Source organism: Aeromicrobium tamlense, assembly GCF_013408555.1.
GTDB lineage: Bacteria > Actinomycetota > Actinomycetes > Propionibacteriales > Nocardioidaceae > Aeromicrobium > Aeromicrobium tamlense.
In genome coordinates, this window is the sequence record NZ_JACBZN010000001.1 from 1,113,028 (window position 1) to 1,139,374 (window position 26,347).

The 26,347-nt window shown below is 71.9% G+C and carries 32 protein-coding genes and 4 tRNA genes; 16 read left to right on the plus strand and 20 right to left on the minus strand.

Annotated elements, in window-relative coordinates; all coding sequences use genetic code 11:
* Positions 1–62: 62 nt before the first annotated feature.
* Positions 63–410 (minus strand): hypothetical protein, encoded by a 348-nt coding sequence (locus BJ975_RS05530; RefSeq protein WP_179424189.1) that lies wholly within the window; start codon positions 408–410, stop codon positions 63–65.
* Between the two features lie 31 nt (positions 411–441).
* Here BJ975_RS05530 and BJ975_RS05535 point away from each other — a divergent pair, with 31 nt between their 5' ends.
* Positions 442–1,410: an aldo/keto reductase gene (locus BJ975_RS05535; RefSeq protein WP_317628284.1), complete on the plus strand. Its 969-nt coding sequence runs from the start codon at positions 442–444 to the stop codon at positions 1,408–1,410.
* Positions 1,411–1,541: 131 nt separating this feature from the next.
* Here BJ975_RS05535 and BJ975_RS05540 read toward each other — a convergent pair whose 3' ends face one another.
* Genes BJ975_RS05540 through BJ975_RS05550 form a run of 3 tightly spaced genes read right to left on the minus strand, consistent with a single transcriptional unit; the run spans position 1,542 to position 4,003 of the window.
* Positions 1,542–2,132 carry a hypothetical protein gene (locus BJ975_RS05540; protein WP_179424190.1) on the minus strand — a complete coding sequence of 197 codons (591 nt, stop codon included), beginning with the start codon at positions 2,130–2,132 and terminating at the stop codon, positions 1,542–1,544.
* A 57-nt stretch (positions 2,133–2,189) separates the two neighbouring features.
* On the minus strand, positions 2,190–3,428 hold the full coding sequence (locus BJ975_RS05545) for an HRDC domain-containing protein (protein WP_179424191.1): 1,239 nt from the start codon (positions 3,426–3,428) through the stop codon (positions 2,190–2,192).
* Positions 3,425–4,003 (minus strand): DUF3000 domain-containing protein, encoded by a 579-nt coding sequence (locus tag BJ975_RS05550; protein ID WP_179424192.1) that lies wholly within the window; start codon positions 4,001–4,003, stop codon positions 3,425–3,427. Before BJ975_RS05550 ends, BJ975_RS05545 begins: the two co-directional genes overlap by 4 nt.
* Before the next feature lie 67 nt (positions 4,004–4,070).
* Here BJ975_RS05550 and hemE point away from each other — a divergent pair, with 67 nt between their 5' ends.
* Genes hemE through hemQ form a run of 3 tightly spaced genes read left to right on the plus strand, consistent with a single transcriptional unit; the run spans position 4,071 to position 7,171 of the window.
* Positions 4,071–5,132 carry a uroporphyrinogen decarboxylase gene (hemE, locus tag BJ975_RS05555; RefSeq protein WP_179424193.1) on the plus strand — a complete coding sequence of 354 codons (1,062 nt, stop codon included), beginning with the start codon at positions 4,071–4,073 and terminating at the stop codon, positions 5,130–5,132.
* A gap of 1 nt (position 5,133) precedes the next feature.
* Positions 5,134–6,468, plus strand: a complete 1,335-nt coding sequence (hemG, locus tag BJ975_RS05560; RefSeq protein WP_179424194.1) for a protoporphyrinogen oxidase — start codon at positions 5,134–5,136, stop codon at positions 6,466–6,468.
* Positions 6,469–6,478: 10 nt separating this feature from the next.
* Positions 6,479–7,171 carry a hydrogen peroxide-dependent heme synthase gene (gene hemQ, locus BJ975_RS05565; RefSeq protein WP_179424195.1) on the plus strand — a complete coding sequence of 231 codons (693 nt, stop codon included), beginning with the start codon at positions 6,479–6,481 and terminating at the stop codon, positions 7,169–7,171.
* Between the two features lie 107 nt (positions 7,172–7,278).
* Here hemQ and BJ975_RS05570 read toward each other — a convergent pair whose 3' ends face one another.
* The 5 genes from BJ975_RS05570 to BJ975_RS05590 form a co-directional block, all read right to left on the minus strand.
* Positions 7,279–7,968 (minus strand): hypothetical protein, encoded by a 690-nt coding sequence (locus BJ975_RS05570; protein ID WP_179424196.1) that lies wholly within the window; start codon positions 7,966–7,968, stop codon positions 7,279–7,281.
* A gap of 26 nt (positions 7,969–7,994) precedes the next feature.
* A complete protein-coding gene (locus tag BJ975_RS05575; protein WP_179424197.1) occupies positions 7,995–8,534 on the minus strand; it encodes a DUF6318 family protein in 540 nt (179 codons plus the stop codon).
* A 209-nt stretch (positions 8,535–8,743) separates the two neighbouring features.
* Positions 8,744–9,163, minus strand: a complete 420-nt coding sequence (gene msrB / locus BJ975_RS05580; protein WP_179424198.1) for a peptide-methionine (R)-S-oxide reductase MsrB — start codon at positions 9,161–9,163, stop codon at positions 8,744–8,746.
* On the minus strand, positions 9,160–9,657 hold the full coding sequence (locus tag BJ975_RS05585) for a universal stress protein (protein ID WP_179424199.1): 498 nt from the start codon (positions 9,655–9,657) through the stop codon (positions 9,160–9,162). Before BJ975_RS05585 ends, msrB begins: the two co-directional genes overlap by 4 nt.
* 9 nt (positions 9,658–9,666) lie before the next feature.
* On the minus strand, positions 9,667–10,365 hold the full coding sequence (locus tag BJ975_RS05590; RefSeq protein WP_179424200.1) for a pyrimidine reductase family protein: 699 nt from the start codon (positions 10,363–10,365) through the stop codon (positions 9,667–9,669).
* 37 nt (positions 10,366–10,402) lie between these two features.
* On the opposite strand from BJ975_RS05590, the gene BJ975_RS05595 reads away from it, so the two are divergent.
* Positions 10,403–11,239, plus strand: coding sequence for a PPK2 family polyphosphate kinase (locus tag BJ975_RS05595; protein ID WP_179424201.1), 837 nt, complete (start codon positions 10,403–10,405; stop codon positions 11,237–11,239).
* A gap of 34 nt (positions 11,240–11,273) precedes the next feature.
* Here BJ975_RS05595 and BJ975_RS05600 read toward each other — a convergent pair whose 3' ends face one another.
* The 3 genes from BJ975_RS05600 to BJ975_RS05610 all read right to left on the minus strand — a co-directional run bounded on the left by BJ975_RS05600 (position 11,274) and on the right by BJ975_RS05610 (position 13,976).
* Positions 11,274–12,035: a sirohydrochlorin chelatase gene (locus tag BJ975_RS05600; RefSeq protein ID WP_179424202.1), complete on the minus strand. Its 762-nt coding sequence runs from the start codon at positions 12,033–12,035 to the stop codon at positions 11,274–11,276.
* A complete protein-coding gene (locus BJ975_RS05605) occupies positions 12,032–12,220 on the minus strand; it encodes a hypothetical protein (RefSeq protein WP_179424203.1) in 189 nt (62 codons plus the stop codon). Before BJ975_RS05605 ends, BJ975_RS05600 begins: the two co-directional genes overlap by 4 nt.
* A gap of 79 nt (positions 12,221–12,299) precedes the next feature.
* Positions 12,300–13,976, minus strand: coding sequence for a nitrite/sulfite reductase (locus BJ975_RS05610; protein ID WP_179424204.1), 1,677 nt, complete (start codon positions 13,974–13,976; stop codon positions 12,300–12,302).
* 407 nt (positions 13,977–14,383) lie between these two features.
* On the opposite strand from BJ975_RS05610, the gene BJ975_RS05615 reads away from it, so the two are divergent.
* The gene (locus tag BJ975_RS05615) at positions 14,384–14,638 is read left to right on the plus strand and encodes a helix-turn-helix domain-containing protein (RefSeq protein WP_179424205.1); all 255 of its coding nucleotides are present in this window, start codon (positions 14,384–14,386) and stop codon (positions 14,636–14,638) included.
* Positions 14,635–15,540, plus strand: a complete 906-nt coding sequence (locus tag BJ975_RS05620; RefSeq protein WP_179424206.1) for a hypothetical protein — start codon at positions 14,635–14,637, stop codon at positions 15,538–15,540. Before BJ975_RS05615 ends, BJ975_RS05620 begins: the two co-directional genes overlap by 4 nt.
* Here BJ975_RS05620 and BJ975_RS05625 read toward each other — a convergent pair whose 3' ends face one another.
* From BJ975_RS05625 to BJ975_RS05650, 6 genes are all read right to left on the minus strand, one after another.
* Positions 15,541–16,014 (minus strand): YbaK/EbsC family protein, encoded by a 474-nt coding sequence (locus tag BJ975_RS05625; RefSeq protein ID WP_179424207.1) that lies wholly within the window; start codon positions 16,012–16,014, stop codon positions 15,541–15,543.
* A 22-nt stretch (positions 16,015–16,036) separates the two neighbouring features.
* A complete protein-coding gene (locus BJ975_RS05630; protein ID WP_179424208.1) occupies positions 16,037–16,777 on the minus strand; it encodes an SGNH/GDSL hydrolase family protein in 741 nt (246 codons plus the stop codon).
* Positions 16,778–16,984: 207 nt separating this feature from the next.
* Positions 16,985–17,521, minus strand: coding sequence for a VanZ family protein (locus BJ975_RS16690; protein WP_179424209.1), 537 nt, complete (start codon positions 17,519–17,521; stop codon positions 16,985–16,987).
* A gap of 74 nt (positions 17,522–17,595) precedes the next feature.
* Positions 17,596–17,667, minus strand: a tRNA-Val gene (locus tag BJ975_RS05640).
* Between the two features lie 21 nt (positions 17,668–17,688).
* Positions 17,689–17,759 (minus strand) — tRNA-Cys (locus tag BJ975_RS05645).
* Positions 17,760–17,787: 28 nt separating this feature from the next.
* Positions 17,788–17,859 (minus strand) — tRNA-Gly (locus BJ975_RS05650).
* A gap of 81 nt (positions 17,860–17,940) precedes the next feature.
* Here BJ975_RS05650 and BJ975_RS05655 point away from each other — a divergent pair.
* The 6 genes from BJ975_RS05655 to BJ975_RS05680 all read left to right on the plus strand — a co-directional run bounded on the left by BJ975_RS05655 (position 17,941) and on the right by BJ975_RS05680 (position 21,554).
* On the plus strand, positions 17,941–18,774 hold the full coding sequence (locus BJ975_RS05655) for an aminotransferase class IV (RefSeq protein WP_179424210.1): 834 nt from the start codon (positions 17,941–17,943) through the stop codon (positions 18,772–18,774).
* 45 nt (positions 18,775–18,819) lie between these two features.
* Positions 18,820–19,983, plus strand: a complete 1,164-nt coding sequence (locus tag BJ975_RS05660; RefSeq protein ID WP_179424211.1) for an HNH endonuclease — start codon at positions 18,820–18,822, stop codon at positions 19,981–19,983.
* A gap of 71 nt (positions 19,984–20,054) precedes the next feature.
* Positions 20,055–20,126: transfer RNA gene (locus BJ975_RS05665), tRNA-Val, on the plus strand.
* 202 nt (positions 20,127–20,328) lie between these two features.
* On the plus strand, positions 20,329–20,619 hold the full coding sequence (locus BJ975_RS05670; RefSeq protein ID WP_179424212.1) for a WhiB family transcriptional regulator: 291 nt from the start codon (positions 20,329–20,331) through the stop codon (positions 20,617–20,619).
* A gap of 105 nt (positions 20,620–20,724) precedes the next feature.
* Positions 20,725–20,880 (plus strand): hypothetical protein, encoded by a 156-nt coding sequence (locus BJ975_RS05675; protein ID WP_179424213.1) that lies wholly within the window; start codon positions 20,725–20,727, stop codon positions 20,878–20,880.
* Positions 20,881–20,894: 14 nt separating this feature from the next.
* A complete protein-coding gene (locus BJ975_RS05680) occupies positions 20,895–21,554 on the plus strand; it encodes an SGNH/GDSL hydrolase family protein (protein ID WP_179424214.1) in 660 nt (219 codons plus the stop codon).
* A 13-nt stretch (positions 21,555–21,567) separates the two neighbouring features.
* On the opposite strand, the gene BJ975_RS05685 is transcribed toward BJ975_RS05680, so the two are convergent.
* Positions 21,568–21,954, minus strand: a complete 387-nt coding sequence (locus tag BJ975_RS05685) for a DUF1304 domain-containing protein (RefSeq protein ID WP_179424215.1) — start codon at positions 21,952–21,954, stop codon at positions 21,568–21,570.
* Positions 21,955–22,145: 191 nt separating this feature from the next.
* On the opposite strand from BJ975_RS05685, the gene BJ975_RS05690 reads away from it, so the two are divergent.
* The 3 genes from BJ975_RS05690 to BJ975_RS05700 are packed head-to-tail and all read left to right on the plus strand — an operon-like array spanning position 22,146 to position 25,183.
* The gene (locus BJ975_RS05690) at positions 22,146–23,519 is read left to right on the plus strand and encodes a hemolysin family protein (RefSeq protein WP_218845745.1); all 1,374 of its coding nucleotides are present in this window, start codon (positions 22,146–22,148) and stop codon (positions 23,517–23,519) included.
* The gene (locus tag BJ975_RS05695) at positions 23,516–24,535 is read left to right on the plus strand and encodes a hemolysin family protein (RefSeq protein ID WP_179424216.1); all 1,020 of its coding nucleotides are present in this window, start codon (positions 23,516–23,518) and stop codon (positions 24,533–24,535) included. Before BJ975_RS05690 ends, BJ975_RS05695 begins: the two co-directional genes overlap by 4 nt.
* A 45-nt stretch (positions 24,536–24,580) precedes the next feature.
* Positions 24,581–25,183 (plus strand): phosphoribosylanthranilate isomerase, encoded by a 603-nt coding sequence (locus BJ975_RS05700; protein ID WP_179424217.1) that lies wholly within the window; start codon positions 24,581–24,583, stop codon positions 25,181–25,183.
* Here the strand turns inward: BJ975_RS05700 and BJ975_RS05705 are convergent.
* Positions 25,146–26,303: an MFS transporter gene (locus BJ975_RS05705; protein ID WP_179424218.1), complete on the minus strand. Its 1,158-nt coding sequence runs from the start codon at positions 26,301–26,303 to the stop codon at positions 25,146–25,148. The two genes, BJ975_RS05700 and BJ975_RS05705, sit on opposite strands and share 38 nt — an antisense overlap.
* Positions 26,304–26,347 lie beyond the last annotated feature (44 nt).

The window sequence follows — 26,347 nt, forward strand, 5'->3', positions numbered from 1 at the left end:
CGATGGGGGCCGCGGGGCGCGGCGAGGAAGAACAGGGGTGGCGGGACGGACCGGGGATCCGGTCAGGCCAGCGGCGGGGCGCGGCCGGCGGGCGCCGGGACGGCCCGACCCACCTGCGCGACGACGAGTGCCACGGCCAGGGCCACGAGGCCGGCCGCCGTGAGGGTCAGCGCGGCGTCGATCGTGCCCGCGGGCAGGTCGACGGAGATCGCGTGATCGTCGGAGGTCGCCTTCGCGACCGTGACCCGGGGCTGCGCGGGACCGTCCTGGCCGGCCGACATCGTCGTGCCGCTGGCCCGACGGTCCGAGCCGGAGAAACCGGCGACGGCACCCAGTCCCAGCATGCCGGCGAGCAGCACGGCGGCCAGGGCCGCGACGAGACGTCGCGCGGCGTGGGTGGTCCGGATCACCCGGCGAGTGTAACCGTCCTACGGTGGGGGCGTGAGCACACGACACGTCCTGGGCACGAGCGGCATCGAGGTCGGACCGGTGGGGATCGGCTGCAACGCGTTCGGAGCGCGCATCGACGGCGACCAGGTGGCCGCCGTCGTCGACGCGGCCTTCGAGCACGGCGTGCGATTCTTCGACACGGCCGACACCTACTCCCTCGGCGAGAGCGAGACGCTCCTGGGCGCCGCGCTGCGCGGCCGGCGCGACGAGGTGGTGATCGCGACGAAGTTCGGCATGGACATGCAGGGACGCAACGGCGACGACGGCGGACGCCGCGGCAGCGCGGCCTACGTGCGCCGCGCGGCCGAGGCGAGCCTGCGGCGGCTCGGCACCGACGTCATCGACCTCTACCAGCTGCACACGCCCGATCCGGGCACGCCGGTCGAGGAGACCCTCGGCGCGATGACCGAGCTCGTCGACGAGGGCAAGGTCCGCGCGATCGGCTGCTCGAACTTCACGGCCTGGCAGCTCGTCGACGCCGACTGGGTGTCGCGCACGGCCGACCTCGCGCACTTCGTGACGGCGCAGAACGAGTACTCGCTCTACAACCCGGCGGCCGAGGTCGAGCTGGTCCCGGCGTGTGTCGAGCTGGAGGTGGGGATCCTGCCGTACTTCCCGCTCGCCTACGGGCTGCTGACGGGCAAGTACTCGCGCGACGCCGAGCCCGAGGCGGGCACCCGCCTCGCAGGTCAGCGGGCGCGCTGGGAGGGCGCGGACTGGGACCGGATCGACGCGCTCCAGGCGTTCGCCGACGAGCGCGGGATCAGCCTGCTCGAGCTCGCGATGGGCGGGCTCGCGTCGCGTCCCGCGGTGGCCTCGGTGATCGCGGGCGTCTCGCGCCCGGAGCAGGTGGCCGCGAACGCGCAGGCGGCGCAGTGGACCCCCACGGCGCAGGACTCCGAGGGGCTCGACGAGCTGATGGCGCCCGCGCGCTCGTACACGACGTTCGCGCCCCGCTGAGGGCGTGGAGGGGGAGGGGCGCGCCGGGTCGGGAGCGCCTCACGGCGCGTGGCCGCTCGTAGCGGCTGATGTTGGGACCCGGGGCTACCTCGACCCGGCGCGGGAACCAGCCTAGACGACCGGACCCAAACTCAGTGCAGCTCTCCGTGTCGCTCGGCCTCGGCCGCGGCGCGCAGGTGGCGCGCCGTGTCGACGAGGCGCGCGGCACTGGCCGGATCGCTGTCGTCGATCTGTCCGCGGCCCACGCCGACGATGTGCGCGAAGGCCGCGGCCCGGTCGAGGGCGACGTCGAAGTCCGCCGTGACGATGCCCCGCACGACGGTGTCCGCGAGCTCGATGACCTCGTTCGGCCCGGGCGGGTCGACGACTCCGGCCAGGACCTCCTGCACCGGCGCGTAGGCGCGTCCGGCCGCGAACTCGCGCGACGCCTGCACGGGGTTGTTGCGCACCCACGTGCGCAGGACGTAGAGCCGCCACAGGGCGCCCGCCACGGTCTCGGGCGGCGCCTTGGACCACAGCTCGGCGATGACGCCCATGCCCTCGGAGTCGGCCAGGTGCAGGACGCGGTCGATCAGGTCACGATCGCTCGGGTCGTGCGCGCCGCGCACCAGCAGGTTCGCGATGCGATGGCCCGCCGCCGTGCGCTCGGCCGGGTCGTCCCGGTCGGGCACCGCGTCGAACAGGGCGGCACCGGGCAACGACGGCTTGTGGAAGTCGGCCATGCGTTCGAGCGTAGACCCGCGGCGGTGAGGTGACGCGCAGGTTCGTTCGGATGCGGCTCAGGGGTCGACGAGCGCCGCGGCGATGGGCGCCGCGACCAGCTCGATCTGCCAGTTCCGGCTGCCGCGCTCGCGCAGCTCGGCCGCGATCGACTCGGGATCGAGGTCGGCCGGCGGCTGCCAGGCGAGGCCGCGGACGAGGGCGGGCCCCACGAGGTTCTCGGCCGGCAGGTTGTGCTCCTCGGCGATGCCGGCGACCACGGCGCGCACCCGCACGAGGCGGGCCGCGGCGACGGGGTCCTTGTCTGCCCAGGCGCGTGGCGGCGGCGGGCCCTCGGAGCGCTGGCCCGAGGTGGGCAGCTCGTCCTCGGGCAGGCCGAGCGCCGACTCGATCGCCGTGAACCAGTCGTCGAGGAACCGGCGCGGGCCGCGGCGACGCATCGTGGGGTCGTCCTTCAGCGCCGAGAGGCTGGTCGGCGCCTGCGTGGCGAGCGCGACGATCGACGCGTCGGGCAGGATCCGCCCGGGCGTGACGTCGCGGTCGGCGGCGATGGCGTCGCGGGCGTGCCACAGCGCGCGCACGATGGCCAGCGACCGGCGGCTGCGGATCTTGTGGATGCTCGAGGTGCGCCGCCACGGGTCCTTGCGCTCCGGCGGGCCGGTGAACGACAGCAGGGCGTCGAACTCCTCGCGCGCCCAGCCGTCCTTGCCGGCGGCGACCAGGTCGGCCAGCACGAGCTCGCGCAGCTCGAGCAGGACCTCGACGTCGAGGGCAGCGTACTCCAGCCACGGCTCGGGCAGGGGCCGCGTGGACCAGTCGGCCGCCGAGAACTCCTTGGCCAGGCTCATCCCGAGGTAGTGCTCGACGAGGGCCGCCAGGCCGACGCGCGGCAGGTTGAGCAGGCGCCCGGCGAGCTCGGTGTCGAACAGCGACGCGGGGCGCAGGCCGACCTCGGCCAGGCAGGGCAGGTCCTGGGTGGCGGCGTGCAGGATCCACTCGGCGTCGCCGAAGGCCAGGCCGAGCTCGGTGAGGTCGGGGAAGGCGATGGGGTCGATCAGCCACGAGCCGGAGCCCTCGCGACGCACCTGCACGAGGTACGCGCGCTGGGAGTAGCGGTAGCCGGACGCGCGCTCGGCGTCGAGGGCGATCGGGCCCTCGCCCAGCGAGATCTCGGCGCACGCGCGCGCCAGGGCGTCCTCGGTGTCGACGACCGGGGTCAGCGGCTCGCGGAGGCCGAGGCGGGGGAGGACGGGCTCGGGCGCCTCGTCGGGGATGATCTCTTCCGGTTCGTTCGTCAACGGGCCGAGCGCCTACGCGTGAGGGGGACGACGCCGGGCGCCATCGGGGGGAGGCCGGCCAGCTTGCCGAGCAGCTCCATCCACGCCGCGGCGTGCGGCTCGAGGTCACCGTGCGGCGTCCACGAGGCCCGGACCTCGATCTGGGCGTCGGTCTCGTCGTCGGCCATCGCGCCGAACCCCTCGGAGCGGACCACGGTGATGCTGCCGGCCGGGTTCGCGTGCTCGGCACCGGCGCCGTCGAGCGCATCGGTCAGCCAACTCCAGCCGACCTGCGTGATGAGCGGGTCGGAGGCCATCTCCTGCTCGATGTCGGCCCGGGCGAACGTGACGCAGCGGAACGTGCCGTCCCAGGCCTCGTTGCCGGCCGGGTCGTGCAGCAGGATGAAGCGACCGGTGCCGAGGTCGGCGCCGGCGACGACGACGTCGGCGGTCATGGCGTGCGCGAAGGGCGCGATCCGCTGCGGGGCCGGCATCTCGCCGATCTCGAGCTCGGGGCGCGCGACGGCACGCTTGACCTCCTCGACAGCCCGCGTGAACGGTGCCGGGATGCCTTCAAGCTTGGTTCGGGCGCCCACACCGTGATCTTAGGCACGGATCGCGGGGGCCGGGGGCTCGACACGCAGGGCGTGACAGACTCGGGACGTGACCACCGACGCTCGCACCACCCCCCTCGACGATGCCATCACGAGCCCGTTCCTGCGGGCCTGCCGGGGTCTGGAGCCCTCGCACACGCCGGTGTGGTTCATGCGTCAGGCCGGTCGGTCCCTGCCGGAGTACCTCGCGATCCGCGAGGGCGTGCCGATGCTGGAGTCGTGCTTCCGCACCGACATGGTCGTCGAGATCACGATGCAGCCGGTCCGCCGTCACGGCGTGGACGCGGCGATCTTCTTCTCCGACATCGTGGTGCCGCTGAAGGCGATCGGCGTCGACCTGGACATCGTGCCGGGCACCGGGCCCGTCGTGGCCGAGCCGATCCGATCGGCCGAGCAGGTGGGCGCGCTGCGCGACCTCGAGCCCGACGACGTCACCTCGATCACCGATGCCGTGCGCGGCCTCGTGCAGGAGCTCGACGGCACGCCGCTCATCGGCTTCGCGGGCGCGCCGTTCACGCTCGCGTCCTACCTCGTCGAGGGCGGACCGTCGCGCGACCACCGCCGTACGAAGGAGCTGATGTACGGCAACCCCGACCTGTGGCACGCGCTGCTGGGGCGGATCGCGGCGATCGCGGGCCAGTTCCTGCGGCTGCAGGTCGAGGCCGGGGCCTCGGCGATCCAGCTGTTCGACTCGTGGGCGGGCGCGCTGTCGCCGGCGGACTACGACACCTACGTGCGGCCGCACTCGACCGCCGTGCTCGAGTCGGTGGCCGACCTCGACGTGCCGCGCATCCACTTCGGCGTCGGCACGGGCGAGCTGCTGTCGCGGATGGGCGACGCCGGTGCCGACGTCGTGGGCGTCGACTGGCGCGTGCCGCTGGCCGACGCGATCGGCCGGGTCGGCCCGAGGGCGGTGCAGGGCAACCTCGACCCCACGCTGCTCTTCGCCCCCACCGAGGTCGTCCACGCACGGGCCGCCGAGGTCATCGAGGCCGGACGCGCCGCGCGCGGCCACGTGTTCAACCTCGGCCACGGCGTGCTGCCCGCCACCGACCCCGACGCGCTGACGCGCCTGGTCGACTTCGTCCACTCCTACGAGCCGGAGGCCTGACGTGCGGGTCGCCGTCGTCGGCGGCGGGATCGCCGGGCTGTCCGCCGCGTTCCACCTCGCGGCCGCGGGCGCCGAGCCCGTCGTGCTCGAGGGCTCGCCCAAGATCGGCGGCAAGCTGCGCCAGGCGCGACTGGGCGACCTCACCGTGGACGTCGGGGCCGAGGCGATGCTGGCGCGGCGGCCCGAGGCGCTCGAGCTGGTCGCCGCGGCAGGCCTGTCCGGCGACGTCGTCGCGCCCGAGCCGATCCCGTCGATGGTGTGGAGTCACGGCGCGCTCCGGCCGCTGCCGCCCACGATCATGGGCGTGCCGACCGACCTGTCCGCGCTGGAGGCGTCCGGGATCCTCACCGATCCGGTGACGTCGGTGGCGGTGCCCGTGCCCGACGAGGACCTCTCCGTGGCGCAGTTCGTCGGCGACCGGCTGGGCCGCGACGTCGTCGACCGCCTCGTCGAGCCGCTGCTCGGCGGTGTGTACGCCGGTCACGCCGATCGCCTCTCGCTGCGGGCTGCGGCGCCGGTGATCTCCGAGCTCGGTCCCGACCTGCTGGCTGGTGCCGCCGAGCGTGCTGCCCTGCCGAAGGCCTCGGGCCCGGCGCTGGTGGGCGTGCGCGGGGGAGTCGGGCGCGTGCCAGGAGCGGTCGTCGAGACCGGCGGCTTCGAGGTGCGCACCGGAGCCACCGTCCGCTCGGTCCGTCGCGACGGTGACGGCTGGGAGCTCGTGGTCGGGCCCACGACCGCTGCCGTCCGCGAGCGCTTCGACGCCGTCGTGATGGCCACGCCCGCGCCGGCTGCCGCGCGACTGCTGGCCGAGGCCGCGCCCCGGGCCGCGTTCGCGCTGGCGGGCGTCGACTACGCCTCGATGGTGGTGGTGTCGCTGCTGCTCGAGGGCGCCGAGCTGCCCGCGGGCACCGGCTTCCTCGTGCCGCCGGTCGAGCCGCTGGAGATCAAGGCGGCCACGTTCTCGTCGCGCAAGTGGGCCTGGCTGGCCGAGGAGGCCGGCGGCGCCACGGTGCTGCGCGCCTCGATCGGCCGCGCCGGCGGCACCGCCGTGCTCCAGCGCGATGACCCCGCGCTCGTGGACCTCGCCGTCACCGATCTGCGGTCCGTGCTGGCGTCGGCCGGCTCGCTCGGCACGGTGTCCGCGTCGGCGGTCCAGCGGTGGGGCGGTGGCCTCCCGCAGTACGAGGTCGGGCACCGCGAGCTCGTTCGCACCGTGCTCGACGACGTCGCGACCGTGCCGGGTCTTGAGGTGTGCGGCGCGGCCTACGAGGGCGTCGGGATCGCCGCGGTGGTGGCTTCGGGGAGGGCTGCTGCCGAGCGAACCATGGCCGGGTGAGAATGGACGTATGAGTTCGCACGAGGTCGACCCCGAACAGATCAACTCCACCATCCGGTACGCGATGTACTCGGTGTTCCGGGTCGAGCGTCCACTCGGCGACGGTGACCGGGCCGCGATGGCGGCCGAGGTCGACGCGCTGTTCGACAAGCTCGACGACGTGGTCGTGCGCGGCACCTACGACCTGAGTGGCATGCGCGCCGAGGCCGACCTGATGATCTGGTGGCACGCGGCCACGGCCGACGCGTTGCAGGACGCCTACAACGCCTTCCGCCGCACCGAGCTGGGCTCGCACCTGGCGCCCGTGTGGTCGAACGCGGGCCTGCACCGCCCGGCGGAGTTCAACCGTTCGCACGTCCCCAACTTCCTCGCCGACGAGAACACCCTGAAGTACATCTGCGTGTACCCGTTCGTCCGCTCGTACGAGTGGTACCTGCTGCCGGACGACGAGCGCCGCCACCTGCTGCGCGAGCACGGCGAGGCCGCCCGCGACTACGCCGACGTCCGCGCGAACACGATCGCCTCGTTCGCTCTGGGCGACTACGAGTGGCTGCTGGCCTTCGAGGCCGACGAGCTGCACCGCATCGTCGACCTCATGCGCGAGCTGCGCGCCACCGGCGCCCGCAACCACGTGCGCGAGGAGCTGCCCTTCTACACCGGCCGCGCCCTCTCGCTCCCCGAGCTCACCCAGCTCTGGCCCTGACCGCCGCGCCGCGGTCACGCGGTCCCCGCGCGCGAGATGTGTAGCGGTATCCACCCTTTTTCGGGCCTGACGGCCTGAAAGGCGTGGATGCCGCTACACATCTTTCGCTAGCGGGTGAGGACGGGTCTGGCTTCGCGGATGCGCAGGGTCGTGGCGGGGCCGGTGGCGGTGATGGTGGTGTCGAGCTGCTGCCAGTCGCCGTCGTCGATGCGGTAGGTCACGCGGTAGGTGACGTCGACGCGTGCGCTGGCTCGTCCTGGCTCGCGGTAGCGGTGGACGATGTCGAGGGCGGGGTAGGGGCGGCCTGGGCTGCTGGTGGTCTGGGTGGTGCCGTCGCCGTGGTGCCAGGTGTAGCCGGCGGGCGTGGCGCGCAGGTCGACGGTGGAGTCGAGGATGTCGACTGATCGTTCGAACGGCGTGGCGCTGGTGTAGAAGATCGTCTCGAGGTTCACGAGCGTCGACCCCGCGGGCTGGACCGCCACCTGGAGCCGTGGGAGCCCGACGCGCTCGATCGCCTCGACGACGTCGCCGGGCCTGACCTCGCGCTCCGGCGCCTCGGTTGGGTCCGCCGGCTCGGGCCGGGTGATGCAGTCATCGTTAGGGAACGGTGCCTCGGGACGGCAGTAGAACGGATCGGGGACGTGCTCGGTCGGCGGAGGCTGCCGGTAGTCGATATTCCAGTCCGGGACCTGGTCGCGGGGCGACGTCTCCCTCTCGTCCCAGATCACGACGCCCTCGTCGTGGAACGGGTCTTCGCCGACGTCAGGGTCGCCAGCGAGGACCGTGCTGATCAACATCGCTGACGCCGCGATGAAGGTCCCCATCACTTCGCATCCCCCCGATATATCGCGGTCACGCGGCGTCCGTCCGCTGAGCCCGTGACTCCGAAGGTGAGTCGCATCTCCGACGCGGAGACGCTCTCTGGCTCGGACGACCGGTCTTCGCGGCGTGTTCCCTCTGCGATCTTCATGTCGATCGTCACGAGACTCTCACCGTCTCGCACGTAGCCTCCCTTTGCGCCCTGGAACGTGCGAGCTCCGCCAGTGATCTGCCCGCCAGCCTCTGCTAGATCCTGGATCGCTGTGATGTAGGACTGACAAGCGTCGCAGCCGGGATCGGACAGCCTGGACAGCTCGGCCGTCTGGCCGGTCCAGTGGGCGTAGGACAGAACCTTCAGATAGTACGAGACGAAATCGGTCACACCTTGCGGTGAGTCATCACCGGCCCTCGGCGGAACGGTCGGCGGAGGCTCGGTGACAGTGGTCGCCGTCGTGCTGGGTTCGGGTGGCGGCGGGTCGTCCCCGCCGCAGGCGCTCAGTGTGAGCGCGAGTGTCGCCATGACGGCAGACGTGACCAGCCGCATCGTTCCCCCTGACTCGATGGTGTGAACCCGAGTTGCAGGAACCCTAGCGACCAGGCGAGCTCCGCGGGAGCCTCCGTCTCAGCCCTGTGGACAGGGGGAAGCGCGCACCCCAGAAAATGTGTAGCGGTATCCACCCGAATTCCGGCGGAAGCGCCGGAAAAGGGTGGATACCGCTACAGATCTCGCGCGCCGGAGGCGCGAAGCCCGGGTCAGTCGGCCTGGAGGTCCAGGGCGATGCCGTTGATGCAGTACCGCAGGTCGGTCGGCGTGGCGAAGCCCTCGCCGGCGAAGACGTGGCCGAGGTGGGAGCCGCAGTTGGCGCAGCGGACCTCGGTGCGCTTCATGCCGAGCGTGGAGTCCTCGATGTACTCGACGCGGTCCTCGGCCAGGGGGGAGTAGAACGACGGCCAGCCGCACTGGGCGTCGAACTTGGTCTCGCTGCGGAACAGCTCGGCTCCGCAGCCGCGACAGCGGTACACGCCGACCGTGGGGTCGTGCTCGTAGTCGCTGCTGAAGGGTCGCTCGGTTCCGGCCTGGCGCAGCACGTGGTACTCGGCGGCGCTGAGGTCCTCGCGCCACTGGTCGTCGCTGCGGTCGACCGCGTAGGTCTTGTCGGTGGGGTTGCTCACATCTCCGCCTGTTCGTCGAAGGTCAGGTGTTCCAACAGGTGCAACGTCGGGACGTCCAGTTTTCTTCTCGCGCGCGACGTCCAGTCGAGGTGAAGGAACTCACGCACGACGTGCGGCTCGGTGAGGATGATGACCTCGTCGCAGGACTGCTCCTTCACGAGGTCGACCAGCGCGTCGATCGGGTCGTACTCCACGAGCTTCGTGGTGACCTTCTGCCCGCGCTCGACGAGCAGGGCCGCGGACGCGTCGAGCTCCTGCTGACCGTCCGCGCGCAGCTCGTCCTCGATGCGCGTGTAGGAGGCGGGCTCCTCGAGCGGGACGAACTGGGCCCCGCCGAACGCCGTCATGGACGCGCTCAGTGCCGCCGGGGACGAGTCCACGGGCAGCAGCATGTGATAGGTGACCTCGTCGTCGACGCCCTCGTGCAGGGCGAGGATCTGGTCGGCGTCGAGGTCGATGAGCTGGCGCTCCACCAGCAGGGCCACGTTGTACATGTCCCCAGCCTAGGCCGCGCGCCGATCACGGACCCAGCGTGTGAGCAGCACGCCGTCGTCGTCGATCGCATGACCCAGCCGCATCGGCAGCTCCACGGGTCGCGCGCCCTCGGTCATCCGCTTCGCGGCGCCTCCGAGGAGGTGCGGCGACACGGTCAGGCAGACCTCGTCGACGAGGTCGAGGTCGACCAGCGTCCCGTGCAGGTCGGGCCCGCCCTCGCACAGGATCCGGTCGAGGCCGCGGGCGGCGAACGCGTCGAGCACGGCCGGCCAGTCGACCTCGTGCTCGCCCGCGACGATCACCTCGACGGACTGCGACAGCTCCTGCCGCCGCTCGGCGTCGGAGGCGGCCGGCGTGATCACCATGAGCCCGGGCGTCAGGAGCGACTCCGGGATGTCGAGGTGGCGGCTGACGACGGCCAGCTGCGGCACGCGGGGACGGTCCTCGCGCAGCGTCTCGTGTATGGCGTCCGCACCGATCGGGCGGTAGCCCTCGGCCCGCGCGGTGCCCGCGCCCACGACCACGACGTCGGCGAGGCTGCGCAGCACCTGGAACAGCCGGGCGTCCTGCTCGCCGCCGAGCGTGCCCGAGAGGCCCTGCGAGTTCTGCACCCCGCCGTCGACCGAGGCGACGAAGTTCGTGCGCAGCCACGGCTTGTGGGACTCGGGGTAGGCGTACAGGTCGGCGAGCTCATCCAGATCCGGCATGGCTCCACCGTAGGGCGACCTGAGGCATACTGCCGAGATGACGGACCTGCGCTCGACCCTCGCGACCACCGGACCGATCGACCTGGCCGCGCACCCCTCCGACGCGACCCCCGGATTCACGGGAACGAAGCGCGACGCGAAGCGCCTGCTGCCCGAGATCGGCGCGCGGCTGATGGACCTGCAGGAGCTGCTGTTCGCCAACGGTCGCGCGGGCACCACCGACCGCAAGGTGCTTCTGCTGCTGCAGGGCATGGACACGTCCGGCAAGGGCGGCACGCTGCGCCACGTCGCCGGTCTCGTCGACCCGCAGGGCCTGGCGATCACCGCATTCAAGGCCCCCACCGACGAGGAGCGCGAGCACGACTTCCTCTGGCGGATCGGCCGGCGACTGCCCGAGCCCGGCATGATCGGCGTCTTCGACCGCTCACAGTACGAGGACGTCCTGATCGGTCGCGTGCGCGAGCTCGCCCCGGCCGACGAGATCGAGCAGCGGTACGAGCAGATCAACGCGTTCGAGCGCGAGTTCACCGGCGGCGGGGGAGTCCTGCTGAAGTGCTTCCTGCACATCAGCCCCGACGACCAGCGCGAGCGCCTCGCCGAGCGGCTCGAGGACCCCACGAAGTTCTGGAAGTACAACCCCGCCGACCTCGACGAGCGCAGCCTGTGGCCTCAGTACCAGCAGGCCTACGAGATCGTCCTCGAGCGCTGCTCCACCGAGTACGCCCCGTGGCACGTCGTCCCCGCGGGCCGCAAGTGGTACCGCAACTGGGCGATCGCCACGATGCTCGGCGAGACGCTGGCCGAGCTCGGCCTCGACTGGCCGGCCGCCGACTTCGACGTGGAGGAGCAGAAGAGGCGCCTGGCCACGATGTGACCAGACGCCTCCCTCCGCCCTCGGGCGGTTGCTCTCAGACGTCGGCGAAGAGCGCGTCCATCGGGACCAGGTCCACCGCGCCCACGGCGTAGCGGGCCAGGATCACCTCGGCGACCTCGTCGGCGACACCGAGCGGCTCGGCGACCGCCACGGCGCCGGCCTCGAGCGCGAGCTCCCTGGCGCGGTCGGGCAGGACGCCCGGCGCCAGGAACAGCATGCCCACGGCGATGTGACGTCGACCGTCCGCGCGGTGCGCGCGCACGGCCTCGCTGGCCGCCGGCGGGACGCTCGAGGCGAACGCGGCGATCGTGGGCAGCTTGTGGTGCGCACCCCACGCGCGGGCGGCGCGGGAGATCATCGCGTTGGCCATCGGGTCGGACGAGCCGGCGCCGGTCAGCACGAGCGCGTCGAGCTCACGCACGCGGTTCTCGCGCAGCGCCTCGCGCAGGCGACGGTCGAGGACGTTGAGGAACGTGCCCTCGATGCCCAGGACCTTCGTCACCTCGATGCGGACGTCGTGCTTCGCCGAGGCGGCCTTCGCGACCTCCGGGACGTCGACCTTGGCGTGGTACGCCTCGGTCAGCAGCAGCGGCACGACGACGATCTCGCCGAAGCCCTCCGCGGCCAGCTGCTCGACGACCTCGTCGAAGCTCGGGCCGCACAGGTCCAGGAACGCCGTCTCCACGCGCAGGTCGGGGCGCATGCACGCCACCACCTCCGTGAGGGCGTTGATGGTCTCGGCCGATCGCGGATCGCGGCTGCCATGGGCCAGGGCGATCAGTGCGGGTGCGGTCATCGTGCATTCCTCCCTTCCTGCGGTGCTGTGCTGGTGATGTCGGTGCGGGCCAGGTGGCCCAGGAACTTGAGTCGGAACGCGCGCAGACAGCTGCGGCACTCCCACTCGCCGTGCGTCTCGCCGTGAGGACGCAGGTCCTCGTCGGCGCAGTACGGGCACGAATAGGGGACGAGGCGTTCACTCATCGCGACACCGCCTCGAAGAAGCAACGGTCCGGCGATGTGGCGACTCGTGATGCTGAAAGGTTCGCTCGCTGGCGCTCGCTCATCGCAAGACCTCCTCGTCGGCCCGGGCGACCCACGCGGCGAAGGACTCGCCGTCCTCGCGGTTCGCCAGGTAGGTGCGCGAGAGCTTCTCGACGTAGTCGGGCAGCTCGTCGCCGGTGACCTTGTGGGCGCGCAGCTTGCGGCCGAACCCGGCGTCGAGGCCGAGCGCGCCGCCGAGGTGGACCTGGAAGCCCTCGACCTGCTGGCCGTCCTCGTTCAGGACGAGCTGGCCCTTGAGGCCGATGTCGGCGGTCTGGATCCGTGCGCAGGAGTTCGGGCAGCCGTTGACGTTGACCGTGATCGGCGTGTCGAGCTCGGGGACGCGCTGCTCCAGCTCGTCGATGAGCGCCGCGGCGCGGTCCTTGGTGTTGACGATCGCGAGCTTGCAGTACTCGATGCCGGTGCAGGCCATCGTGTGCTGGCGCCACTGCGACGGACGCGCGTGCAGGCCGAGCTCGGCGAGCGCCGCGACGAGCGACTCGACGCGGTCCTCCTCGACGTCGAGGACGACGATCTTCTGCATCGGCGTCAGCGCGACGCGGGCGGAGCCATGGGCCTCGACGACGTCGGCGAGCCGCTGGAGCAGCGGACCGGAGATGCGTCCCACCGTGGTGGCGGCGCCGACGTAGAAGCGTCCGTCGACCTGGCGGTGCACGCCCACGTGGTCGACCGGGGTGTCGGGGACCGCGGGAGCGTCGAGGTCGATCAACGGGCGCCCGAGGTACTTCGTCTCGAGGACCTCGCGGAACTTCTCGATGCCCCAGTCCTGGACGAGGAACTTCAGTCGGGCACGCGAGCGCAGCCGGCGGTAGCCGTAGTCGCGGAAGATGCTGACGACGCCCTCCCACACCTCGGGGACCTCGTCGAGCGGCACCCAAGCGCCCAGGCGCAGGGCCAGGTGCGGGTTGGTGGACAGGCCGCCGCCGACCCAGACGTCGAAGCCGGGCCCGTGCTCGGGGTGGACCGCGCCGACGAACGCGACGTCGTTGATCTGCGGGACGACGTCGTGGCCGGGGTGGCCGCTGATCGCGGTCTTGAACTTGCGGGGCAGGTTCGAGAAGGCCTGGTCGCCGATGTAGCGGCTCTCGATCGCGTCGATCGCGGGACGGCCGTCGATCAGCTCGTCCGCCGAGACGCCGGCGACCGGGCTGCCCATGATGACGCGGGGGCAGTCGCCGCAGGCCTCCTGCGTGGACAGGCCGACCGACTCGAGGCGCTGCCAGATCGTGGGGACGTCGCGGACGTCGATCCAGTGGAACTGGATGTTCTGGCGGTCGGTGACGTCGGCCGAGCCGCGGCCGAAGTCGACCGAGACGTCGGCGATCGCGCGCAACTGCTCGAGCGAGAGCTGACCGCCGTCGATGCGCACGCGCATCATGAAGTAGGAGTCGTCGAGCTCCTCGGGCTCGAGCGTGGCGGTCTTGCCGCCGTCGATGCCGGCCTTGCGCTGGGTGTAGAGGCCCCACCAGCGGAACCGGCCGCGCAGGTCGCCGCCGTCGATGCTCTCGAAGCCCCGGTGCGCGTAGATGTTCTCGATGCGGGCGCGCACGTTGAGCGGGTTGTCGTCCTTCTTGGACTGCTCGTTGGCGTTGAGGGGCTCGCGGTAGCCCAGGGCCCACTGGCCCTCGCCCTTACGGCGGCGGGGACGTGCGGGTGCTGCGGGGGAGGAAGACATCGTTGCTCTCTGTCGCGGTGCGGGTGCGCGGGCGTCGTCGCCTCGGCGCTGAGGACTGCGGGGTGGGGCAGATCAACGACACATCATGGAGCGCGCACGACCGAGGTCGACGTGGAGTCGTTCCACGAGCCAGGTGGTCTGTGCGGCGAGCATGCAGACAGTCTGTCCAGTGAGACGGTGGTCCAACAAACGGACGTCTCAAATGATGGAACCATCGTCCGCATGGCGAGACTCGCGAAAGCGAAGCGCCGAATTTCCAGGCTGAATTGATGTCGCGATTCAGCCGAGCCTGCGCGTGACGCACGTCTCACTCCAGCCCACGGTACCGCGAGGCGGGTGCAAGGTGCTGAGCGAACATTGCACGGGTGCTATGGACAGGCATAGCACGCGTGCGATACGGTCCCGGCATGCGAGGACCGATCGAGCACGACGACTTCTACGAGGGCATCGCCCGACAGGTGGTCGAGCAGCGCACCGTGCGCCGCCTGTCCCAGCGCGAGCTGGCCGACCTGTGCGGCACCACCCAGTCGGCGATCGCCCGCTTCGAGACCGGCTCACGGCCGCCGAAGCTCGACACCCTGCTGCGGATCGCCGCGGCCCTCGACTGCGAGCTGGACGTTACGTTCCGCCCGCGCACCCGTCCCATGAAGGAGTCCCGATGAGCACCCGCGTCAACACCGAGGAGATCGAGTCCACGCGCAGCGAGCGGCTGCTGGCGGTCCTGCTCGCGGCCTTCCTGCTGGTCGGCACGGTGTGGTTCTACGTGAAGGTCCCGGCGTGGGTCGACGACGCGATGCCGTCGGTCGACGACTCCGCGGTGGTCCGGGCCGAGGACCGGCAGCAGGAGACGGCCGACGCCCGCTGGGACGCCGAGACCGCCCGCGACGAGGCGCTCGTCCAGCTCGACCTCGAGCGTGAGGAGTACAAGGTCGCCCTGCAGGAGGGTGAGGGCGTGCAGGCCGCGCGTGCCGAGTACGAGCAGGCCCAGGGCGAGCACGAGCGCGCTGACGCCGCCCTGACGACGGCCACCGAGCAGGCGAGCACGGCCGAGAAGGCCGCCGTCGAGGCACGCGAGGACTACGACCGGGAGAACCGCTCCGGGCTCAAGGCGTGGCTGGTCGCGGGCATCCGCCTCGCGTTCGTCGCGGCCTGGACCGTCGGCGCCTACCAGCTGATGGCGCGGCTGCGGCGGCGCGACTCGCGCTATCTCACGCTGGCGTTCGCGGGCGCCGCCGTCGGCGCGGTGATGGCGCTGGTCTTCGCGATCGACTACGTCACCGACTACATCGACCCGCTCGATCTCGGGCCGTTCGTGCTGTCAGCCCTCGGCGTCGCGGCCACGGTGGTGGCGTTCCGTGTCCTGCAGAGGTACCTCGCGGCGCGGCTGCCCGGGCGGCGGGTGCGCAAGGGGGAGTGCCCGTTCTGCGGCTTCCCGCACCAGGACGCCGGGATGCCGGGCGCCCACTGTGCCGGCTGCGGCCGCGAGGTCGTGGGCGAGTGCTCCACGTGCGGGGCACCCCGCCGCGTCGGCTCGCCGCACTGCGTGTCGTGCGGGGCCGCCTGATCAGGCCAGGCGGCTCACGGTGACCCACGCGGAGGCGCCGGACAGGACCTCCAGCTCGGCAGGCGTCAGCTCGATCGCCGAGTCGGCGCTGCCGACGGCGGGGAACACCGTGTCGAAGCGCTTCAACGACGTGTCGAGGAACACGGTGGCGCTCTCGGGGTTCGCGAACGGGCAGACGCCGCCCACGGGGTGACCCGTGAGCGCCTCGACCTCGTCGGCCTTGAGCATCGTGGCCTTGCGGCCGAAGCGGGCCTTGAACGCGGCGTTGTCGGTGCGGGCGTCCCCGGCCATCACGACCAGGATGCAGGTCTCGGGGGAGTCGCCGCGGAAGGACAGGGTCTTGGCGATCCGGGCCGGCTCGACGCCGAACGCCGCGGCGGCCTCGGCCACGGTGGCACTGGATCCGTCGGTGCGGCGGATGGCGCCGCCGCGGCCGTGCTCGCTCAGGAACTCCTGCACGCTCTCGATCGACATGGCTCGATCCTGCCCGACGGCGTCAGACGCGGGGGAAGCGGTCGGCGAGGTCGGAGTTCTGCAGGACCTGGTCGCGCAGGAAGCGGCTGCCGTCGTTGTTGGGGTGGATGCCGTCGGGTGCCTGGGCCAGGGTCAGGGACTCGGTGTCCACCCACGAGAAGCCGTAGCGCTCGGCCGCGGCCTGCACGATCGGGCGGATGATGCGGCCCTTACGCGCTTTCGTGGTGCCCCAGGGCGTCATGACGTAGACCTCGGCGCGGGGATGACCGAGCTCGTCCCAGACGCCGGCGAGCTCGGCGAAGAAGCCGTCGGTCGCCCGCTCGATCTCGGTGCGGGTGGCCTCCACGACGCGACCGTCGCGCGTGCAGCGGCGCCAGTCGTTGCGGCCGCCCTCGATCATGAGGATGCGCGGGTCGACGGCGCGCACCGTGTCGAGGCGGGCCTTAAAGCGGGTGTGCGCGCAGCTGCTGCTGCGCGAGAGGAAGCCGGTGCCGCCCATCGCGTCGAGCTGCGGCTCGAGGCCCAGGTCGGTGGCGAGCATGGCCCACCAGCCGGGATAGCGGCTGTGGCGGTCGCCGTAGTAGGAGGAGTACGAGTCGCCGATGACGAGCATCGTCTCGGGCTGCGCCGGCACGGTGACCGGGGCGACTGTCGGGCTGGCCGCGGGCGTCGTGGACGGCGAGGCCGCTCCGGCGCCGGTGACGAGGGCGATCAGGGTGCCGGCGATGGCCAGGGCCACGAGTCCGAGGCGCCGCCAGGGCAAGTGAGCACGGCTCGTCACGCCGGTTCCTCCGAGGGTTCGTTACTGCTGAGTCAGTAGAAGATAGCGCGCCCGCCGCGTCCGATCGTGCCTCGGCACGCGGGAGTGAGACGGCGTGTCGTCACTGGGGGGCCGGATCCGCGACGAGGTCGCGAAAGGGCCCCGGAGATTGTCACATGCCGGGGGCCCCGCCCTCGAATCGCGACGGGGTCAGTGCCAGCTGAACCGTTGCACCAGCACGTCGACCCGCGTGAGCCGTGACAGCGCCGTGAGGAGACCGAAGCCGAGCAGCGCTCCCGCGACGTTGAAGAGGAGGTCGTTCACGTCGGCGACGTGGCCGCCGTGGAAGAGGTGCGCCGCGACGTACTGGGACACCTCGATCGCGAGGCTGAACGCCGCTCCCACGACCAGGACGCGCCGCCAGGACGCACCCGCCACGAGCAGCGGGACGAGCACCCCGACCGGCAGGAACACGACGATGTTCATCACCGCGTCGGCGAGCTCGTAGTCCACGAGGGGCACGGTGGACAGCGACGCGTGCCAGGGGCGGTCGCCGCCGGGCATGTCCAGGTAGATCGGGAACACGGTGTTCGCCACGACTCCGGCGGCGTAGACGCAGAGCACGAGCGCGACCGACGCCCGCGGCGCCGTGAGCTGCTCCCGACGGTGCAGGACCCACAGCAGGACGAGGAGGACGACAGCCGCGAGGGGCACGACCACGGGCAGCACGGGGACCTCGCCGAACACTCGGTGTCGCTCCTCCCGTGGGGACCAGCCCTGAACATGCGAGAACCCCCGGTCTCCCGGGGGTTCTCAGTGGGTGGGCGATACTGGGTTTGAACCAGTGACCTCTTCCGTGTCAGGGAAGCGCGCTACCGCTGCGCCAATCGCCCGTGGTGATGCAGTTTTCAGCGAGGTGGGTACGGGATTTGAACCCGTGTAAACGGATTTGCAGTCCGTTGCCTCGCCTCTCGGCCAACCCACCGCAGATGGGTCCGGCGAGACCCTCTCCGAGCGGATGACGGGATTCGAACCCGCGACCCTCACCTTGGCAAGGTGATGCTCTACCACTGAGCCACATCCGCGCTGGCCGCGTTACCGGCCGAGAAGAAACATTAGCCGATGGTCGTGGCGCACTCAAAACCGGGTCGGCCTACAGTCGAGTCATGAAGGCGTGGATCAACGGCGAGGTGCTGGAATCACCGGACGAACCGGTCCTGAGTGTGCTCGATCACGGGCTCGTCGTGGGCGACGGAGTGTTCGAGACGGCCGCCGTGATCGACGGCGAGCCGTTCGCGATGACGCGTCACCTCGACCGCCTGGTGACGTCCGCCGAAGGTCTCGGGATCGGCCGACCCGACGTCGGGGCGCTCCGCGAGGGGATCACGGCGACGATCGACGGCCAGGAGCTCGCGTTCGGACGCATCCGCATCACGGTGACCTCGGGGAAGGGCCCGCTGGGCTCGCCGCGGGGGAGCAGTGGCCTCACGCACGTCGTGGTCACCGAGCCGGCCGAGCGCCCGCCCGCCGTCAGCCGGATCGCGACCGTGCCGTGGACGCGCAACGAGCGGAGCGCGCTGGCCGGACTCAAGACCACGTCGTACGCCGAGAACGCCAAGATGGTCGAGTACGCGAAGGCGCGCGGCGCCTCGGAGGCCGTCATGGCGAACACGCGTGGCCACCTCTGCGAAGGCACCGGCTCGAACGTGATGTACGTGCTGGACGGGCAGGTCGTCACGCCGACCCTGCACTCGGGCTGTCTCGCCGGAATCACGCGTGCGCTGGCCATCGAGTGGCTCTCCGGCGAGCTGGACGTAGTCGAGCGCGACGCGCCGCTGGAGGTCCTCTTCGACGCCGACGAGGTGATGCTCGTGGGGACCACACGCACGATCCAGGCGATCAGTCAAGTGGACGACCGCGAGCTGCCCGCACCCGGCCCGATCACCCAGCGCGCGCAGGAGATCTGGCGTGCTCGGGAGGCCGAGTCGACCGACCCGTGACGACGCCCTGACCCGGTGTCGGTGGTCGTCCCTAGTGTCGATTCCATGACCTCGACGACCGCTGGCGACGCCGTGATCGCTCGTCTGCGCGACGCCGCGCAGACGCTGCGGTCGGTCTCGTCGTCCGCCCTCGACGAGGTGCGCGCGATGGTCGCGGCGCGCGATGCGCTCGACGCGGCGATCTCCGAGTCGCTGCTCGCGATCGAGGAGACGGGCGTCCATCGCGAGGAGGACGCGTCCACGGTGCAGACCTGGGCGCGACGCGAGGTGCGTCTCGACGCCGCCGAGACCCGCTCGCGGTTGCGCTCGGCGCGGGCGATGCGACGGCTGCCGGCGATGGCCGAGGCCCACCGTCAGGGCCGGATCTCGGCCGAACACGCCAAGGCGTTCGACTTCGCGCTGCGGCACGTGGGGGAGCCCGAGACGGTCGAGCTCGAGCCGGCACTGCTCGACGTGGCCCTCGTGGCCGAGCCCACCGAGCTGCGCCGGGTGGCACGCCGTTTCAAGGACGTCATGCACCCCGAGGCGCTCGACGAGGCCTGGCTGCGCGGTATGGACCGACGTGACCTGCAGGTGCACCGGTTCGAGGACGGCTGGCACGTGAACGGCTTCCTGCCGATCCAGACCGGTGCACGCCTCCAGGCCTTCCTCACGGCCGCCTCCGCGCCCGGAGAGGCCTGCGACGAGCGCACGGCCGCGCAGCGGCGCGTCGATGCGCTCGACGACCTCCTTGACCGTGTCCTCGCCGAGGGCCTGCCCACGGACGGCACCGTGGCGCCCCAGCTGCACGTCATCGTCGAGGCCGGGACGCTGCGCGAGGCGCTGGCTCCGGGCGCGCAATCGTCCTTCGAGGCCGGCGAGCCCGCCGTGCTGGTCGGCTTCGGGATGATCGGCCGGAACCTGCTGCGCCATCTCGCGTGCGGCGCCACCCTCACGCCCGTGCTCGTCGAGCGGATCGAGCCGAACCTGAAGATCCTTGACGTCGGCCGGGCCGAACGTCTCGCCACCCGGAAGCAGCGGCAGGCGATCTGGCTCCGGCAGGGCGGGGAGTGCGCCACCGAGGGGTGCCGGAACCCGATCGACCACGTCCACCACGAGATCCCGTGGTCGCTCGGCGGACCCACGGACCTCGGCGTCATGACCGGACGCTGCGCCGTCTGCCACACCCACGTTCACTCGCGCGACGGCACGATTCGGGCGGTGGCGTAGGGACGAGGGGCATCGGGGATGCCCCCGTTCGTGCTGCGCCGGGGGTGTGCGTTAGTCTGGTCGTCGCACTCGGGCGATTGGCGCAGTGGTAGCGCGCTTCGTTCACACCGAAGAGGTCACTGGTTCGAACCCAGTATCGCCCACCCGAGGAGAGCCCCGGAACCGCAACGGTTCCGGGGCTCTCGGCATTGCTGGGTCCTCACCTCGTGCTCGCACGTCCGATTCCTGAGAAAAACTTATTCATGTTGCTTGCCACATGAATAAGTTACGTAGTACGGTCGGACTACTCACCGAGTTGTGCACCCAGCTCGCGTCAGTACGCACCCCTGGGGAAGGGGCAGTTCCATGGTCAACATCAAGAGGCTTCCGTCGCCCATCATCGAGTCCTACGAATGGCAGTGGGAGGGCGCCTGCATGGGTGCCGACTCCTCGGTCTTCTTCTCGCCCGAGGCTGAGCGTGGGATGAAGCGGCACCGCCGTGAGGAGAACGCCAAGGCCGTCTGCGCCACGTGCCCGGTCATCGACCGGTGCCGTGAGCACGCGCTCGCGGTCCAGGAGCCGTACGGCGTCTGGGGCGGTCTCACCGAGTCCGAGCGCACCGAGATCCTCGCGGGCCGTCAGGTGGCCGTCGGCTGAGACCGACCCGGGTGCGGGCGGCGTGACCGGCGCCCGCATGGCCCATCGGGGTCATCTCTGCTGAATCCGCGGTCACGGCACCTGTCGTGATGCGAGCATCCACGCATGAAAGACCTGGTCAAGCGGCTCGCGGCCTGGATGGCCGCGAGCTCGCAGGACGCATCGCTGGTGTGCGGCACCGAGGGCTGCAACGGTGATGCGCGGTACTCGCCTCCCAGTCGGGGTCACGTCAAGACCTGCCTGTGGGTGGGCGACTTCTGAGGCGCCGATCACCCGTGAAGCACGTCGTCGTCGCGATCGCCGCCGCGGTCGCTCTCTCGCTCCTGCCCGGCGTCGCCCACGCGGCCACCTCGGTCGAGGTGGCCCGCGGTGCGCCGCCCTGCGAGCCCGAGTCTCGCACCGCCCGACCGATGTCGAAGTCCGCTCCGGCGACCTACCGACGCGCCGGGGCCTGGACGTACGGCGACTCGATCACGTTTCAGTCGCGGCAGCACCTGCGGCGGATCGTCACCGTCCGCACCGCCGTCGACGCGCACTGGGGCCGTGACACCGAGAGCGCGGTCGACGCGCTGGCGGCCGACGTGCGCCGGCACGGCGCTCCTCCGGTCGTCGTCATGGCGGTCGGCACCAATGACCTGAAGGACGTTCGCGCCTTTCGCGCCCAGGTGGTCCGGACGCGCCAGCTGCTGCCGCGACGCACGCGCCTGGTGTGGGTGGACGTCTACGCCGACGCCGTGACGGGGCACGACGCGGCGAACCGCGCCCTGCGCAGCGTTCGGGGCATCGAGGTGCTCGAGTGGTCGCGACAGAACACCCGGCGGCTGCGCGACGGCCGGTCCCGCCTGCTCGGCGACGGCATCCACGTCAACGCGCGGGGCTGCGAGATCCGCAACGACCTGATCGGCACGGCGCTGACCCGGGCCGCGCGTCGTTGACGCCCCGCGGGGCTCAGGCCAGGACGCCGACGAGCAGCGCGACGATGCCGAGCACGGGAAGCGTGCCCTGGGTGATCGCGGCGCGGGCCTTGCTCCGGTCCGAGAGCAGCAGGACGAGCGCGGCGGCGGCCATGGAGCCGATGCCGGCGAGCACGAGCGCCACGCCGGCGTCGTCCTCGTTCGACAGGACGAGGGCGATGCCGATGCCCGTGACGATGGCGAGGAACAGGTTGTAGAAGCCTTGGTTGTAGGCCATCTGCTTCGTCGCCTCGGCCTCCTGGGCGCTGAGTCCGAACGTGGCGCGGGTCCGCGGACTCGTCCAGGTGACGGACTCCATCACGAAGATGTACACGTGCAGCAGGGCGGCGAGCCCCGCGAGGACCAGACCGATCGTGACCATGGCCCGATCCTGCCCTGCAAAGGGCCCGAGCGCACGCACCGGCGTGCCGCGGTTGGGGGCGGCGCTTAGACTCGCCTCACTCTGATGGACGACGCCGTCGTCCGCCGTCGACCCGAGAGAGACATGGACATACACAGTACGAGCCCCCTGCCTGCACCTGAGGAAGACGCGGACGGGGGGAATGAGAACTGATGTGGGCGCTGACACTGCTGCTCGGCGTCGTGGTGGTCCTGGCGATCACCGCCGTCACCGGGTACTTCGTGGCGCAGGAGTTCGCCTACATGGCGGTCGACCGCGCTCGGCTCGGCGCCCTGGCCGAGAAGGGTGACCAACGGGCCCGGCGTGCGCTGTCCGTGACGCGCCGCACGTCCTTCATGCTGTCGGGTGCCCAGCTGGGCATCACCGTCACCGGACTGCTGGTCGGCTACGTCGCCGAGCCGCTGATCGGCGAGTCGCTCGGCACCGCCCTCGGAGGCGTGGACGTCCCCACGGGCGTCGGGATCGCGATCGGCACGGTCGTCGCGCTGCTGCTGTCGACGTTCGTCCAGATGGTCTTCGGCGAGCTGTTCCCGAAGAACCTCGCGATCGCGCGGCCGGAGCCGGTCTCGCTGTGGCTGGCCCGCTCGACGACGATCTACCTCGCAGCGTTCGGCTGGCTGATCACGCTGTTCGACGCCGCCTCGAACGCGCTCCTGCGTGCGCTGCGCATCGAGCCGGTGCACGACGTCGAGCACGCGGCCACGCCGCGCGACCTCGAGCACATCGTCGAGCAGTCCGAGCGCAGCGGCGATCTCCCGCACGAGCTGTCGACGCTGCTCGACCGCGTGCTCGACTTCCCGCAGGCCGACGTGGAGCACGCCATGATCCCGCGCTCGCGCGTCGACGTGCTGCGCCCCGACGCGGGGCTCGACGAGATCCGCACGGTCATGGCCGAGGGTCACTCGCGCTACCCGGTGCTGAGCGAGGACGACGAGGTGCTGGGCGTCGTCCAGCTCGCGGACGTGCTCGAGGCCGACGTCAGGTCGGCCGAGCCCACCGCGGCCGACCTGCTGCGACCAGCGCTCATCCTGCCCACGACGATGGCGCTGCCCGCCGCGCTCCAGGCCCTGACCGGCGAGCGGCAGCAGCTGGCCTGCGTGGTCGACGAGTACGGCGGATTCGCCGGTGTGCTCACCGTGGAGGACCTGGCCGAGGAGCTGGTCGGCGAGATCACCGATGAGCACGATCCCGACGACCCGACGGCCGAGCCACAGCCCGACGACGGCAGCTGGGTGATGGGCGGCGACGTCCACATCGACGAGGTGGAGCGCGCGATCGGTCACGAGCTGCCGCCCGGCGACTACGAGACCATCGCCGGCTTCGTCATCGCCCACCACGGCGCCCTGCCCGAGCTCGGCTCGACCGTCGAGGTCGAGCTGCCGCTGCGCCCGTCCGACCTCGTCGGCGCCGAGGACGTCGCGCCGCCGCTGCTGCGCGTGGAGGTGCTCGCGATCGAGCGGCACGTCCCGGCGCTCGTCCGCGTCACCACCCCCGTCGACGACCAGGCCGAGGAGGCCCTCCGATGAGCAACCCCTGGCTGATCGTCGGCGCCACCGTCGCGCTCATCACCCTCAGCGCGTTCTTCGTGGCCGTGGAGTTCGCGCTCCTGGCCGCCAAGCGGCACCGTCTCGAGGACGCCGCCAGCACGAGCCGCTCCGCCCGGGCGGCCCTGCGCAGCTCGAGCGAGCTGACCCTGCTGCTGGCGGGGTCCCAGCTGGGCATCACCGCCTGCACGCTGGCGCTCGGTGCCATCACGAAGCCGGCGGTCCACCACTGGCTGACTCCGTGGTTCGAGACCTGGGGGATGGCCCTGTGGGTCGCCGACGTCGCGGGCTTCGTCCTCGCGCTGATCATCGTCACGTTCCTGCACCTCGTGGTGGGCGAGATGGCGCCGAAGTCGTGGGCGATCGCTCACCCCGAGCTCTCGGCGACCGTCCTGGCGCTGCCGATGCGCGGCTTCATGTGGCTCACGCGTCCGCTGCTGCGGGGGCTGAACGAGCTGGCCAACCGGTGCCTGCGCCGCGTGGGCGTCGAGCCGACCAACGAGGTCGCCTCGGGGCAGACGAGCGACGACCTGCGTCACCTGGTCGCGCACTCCGCCACCGCGGGCACGCTCGATCCGGCCTACTCGAGCCAGCTCTCGGTGGCGCTCGAGCTCCAGTCGCTGACGGTGGCCGAGCTGCTCGCAGCGGACTCGGAGCCCGTGGGCGTGCCCGCGGACGCGACCGTGGCCGACGTGCGCCGGGCGGCGCAGGAGTCCGGGCACCTGCGGATCCTGCTCCACCAGGAGGACGCGACGCACGGCTTCGTGCACGTGCGCGACACCCTGCTGCACGAGCCGGACGCCCCCGTGCGAGCGCTCGTCCGGCCGGTGCTCGCGCTCGACCCGACCACCCCGGTGTTCAGCGCACTCGCGTCGATGCGGGAGTCGCGCAGCCACCTCGCCGTCGTCGGCGCGCCGGGCACGAACGGGGTCCACGGCGTCATCACGATGACCGACGTCCTGGACCGGCTGTTCCCCACGCCGACGCAGGCCGTCTAGGCCGGCGCGGCACTGGAGCGTCGGGAGACTGGGAGACTGGTTCGCGTGTACGTGAAGATCTGTGGACTCCGCACGGCCGAGCACGCGCGCGCGGCGGTGGACGCCGGCGCCGACGCGATCGGCGTCGTCATGAACGCGACGAGCCCGCGCCGGGCCACCGACGACGAGGCTCGCGCGGTGGTCGAGGCGTCGGGCGCCGCCGACACCGTGCTCGTGGTCAACGACCTCCCGTCGGCCGAGGCGGCGAGGACCGCGCAGCGGCTGGGCTTCGACGTCCTGCAGCTGCACGGGCGTGCCTACGGCGAGGCCGACTTCGCCGCGGCCCTCGCGGTCGTCCCGCGCGTGTGGCGGGCCACCTCGCTCGACCTCGACCCGCCGCTCGAGGTCGGGGCGTGGGGCGAGGAGGCCTTGCTGCTCGACGCGCCGAAGCCCGGCTCGGGCGAGCGCTGGGACCTGTCGGAGCTCGCCGAGCGCGCGCCCGACGGCCGGTGGCTGCTGGCCGGCGGACTCTCGCCGGCCAACGTCGCCGAGGCCGTGTCGGCGGTCCGTCCCGGTGGGGTGGACGTCTCGAGCGGCGTCGAGGTCGCGCCGGGGGAGAAGTCCTCCGACCTCATCCGCGCGTTCGTCGCGGCGGCGCGTCGGGGCTGACCCGGGCGGTCGGCCGGACCATTGCGGCCACGACCGCCGCGAGGGCGGCCACGACGAAGGTCGTCCGCGCGTCCGAGGCCTCGTCGACCGCGCCGAGGGCCGACGAGCCCGCGGCCTGCCCGAGGGCGAGCACGAGGAACGCCCAGCCCACGCCTGCGGCGGGACTGCGGGGGTGCACGCGCGTGGCCCACACCAGCAGCAGGCCGGTGACGGCGATGTAGGCGGCGCCGAAGGACGCGGCGGCCACCGAAGCGGTCGCGAGCCGGCCCGGCGCGACGGCCAGCAGTGCCGTGGCGCCGGCGAGGAGGAGGGTCGCACCGGACCACGCCGCGGGGATCCCGAGTCGTGCGGCGAGATCGCCGGCGCCGGCGCCCAGGGCGCCGAGCAGGATCCACGCGACGGTGGACCCCTGCTCGTCCAGCCCCTCGGCGACCATGAGGTCGCGACCGAACGTCCAGACGGCGGCGCTCGCGGCCCCGGCGAGGACTGCGGCCACCGTGAGGTGCAGGCTCCCCGGCGGGAAGAAGGGCCGCGGCAGCAGTCCGGTCGGCGGAGCGTCACCGCGGTCGCCCGGGACCCGGACGGCGGCCCAGAGCGTCGCGAGCGAGGCGAGGATCGCGAAGGACAGCCAGGCCTCGCGCCACTCGTCGCGGGTCAGCAGGGCGATCGGGCCGGCGATGGCGACCCCCACGCCGGTGCCGGCGTTGACGACCGTCTGGACGCGCCCCTGTCGCTCCGAGGCCACCCGGTGCGCCACCGCGTGGGCGAGAGCGGGGGACACCAGTCCGGAGCTCGCCCCGCCCAGCAGGACGCCGAGCACCAGCGCGGGTGTGCTGCCGGCGAGCGCGATCGTCAACGTGCCCGCCGTCGCGAAGGCACCGGCGGTCACCGCCACCCCCCGGGCGCCGAGCCGCGGCGTGAGCACCGACGCGGCGAGCACCGCCACGCAGTAGACGACGTACCCGCCGGACGCGATGACTCCGGTGGCGGTCGCGTCGAGGGAGAACTCGTCTCGGAACGAGGGCACGAACAGGCCGTACGCGAACCGGGCGAGGCCGTAGCAGGCACCGATCAGGCACAGGCCGGCTGCGCTCAGTGCCAGCTCCTCGCGACGGGTCATCGGGCTCCTAACTTCACAGATCTGTGAATACGTCTCGACGCTAC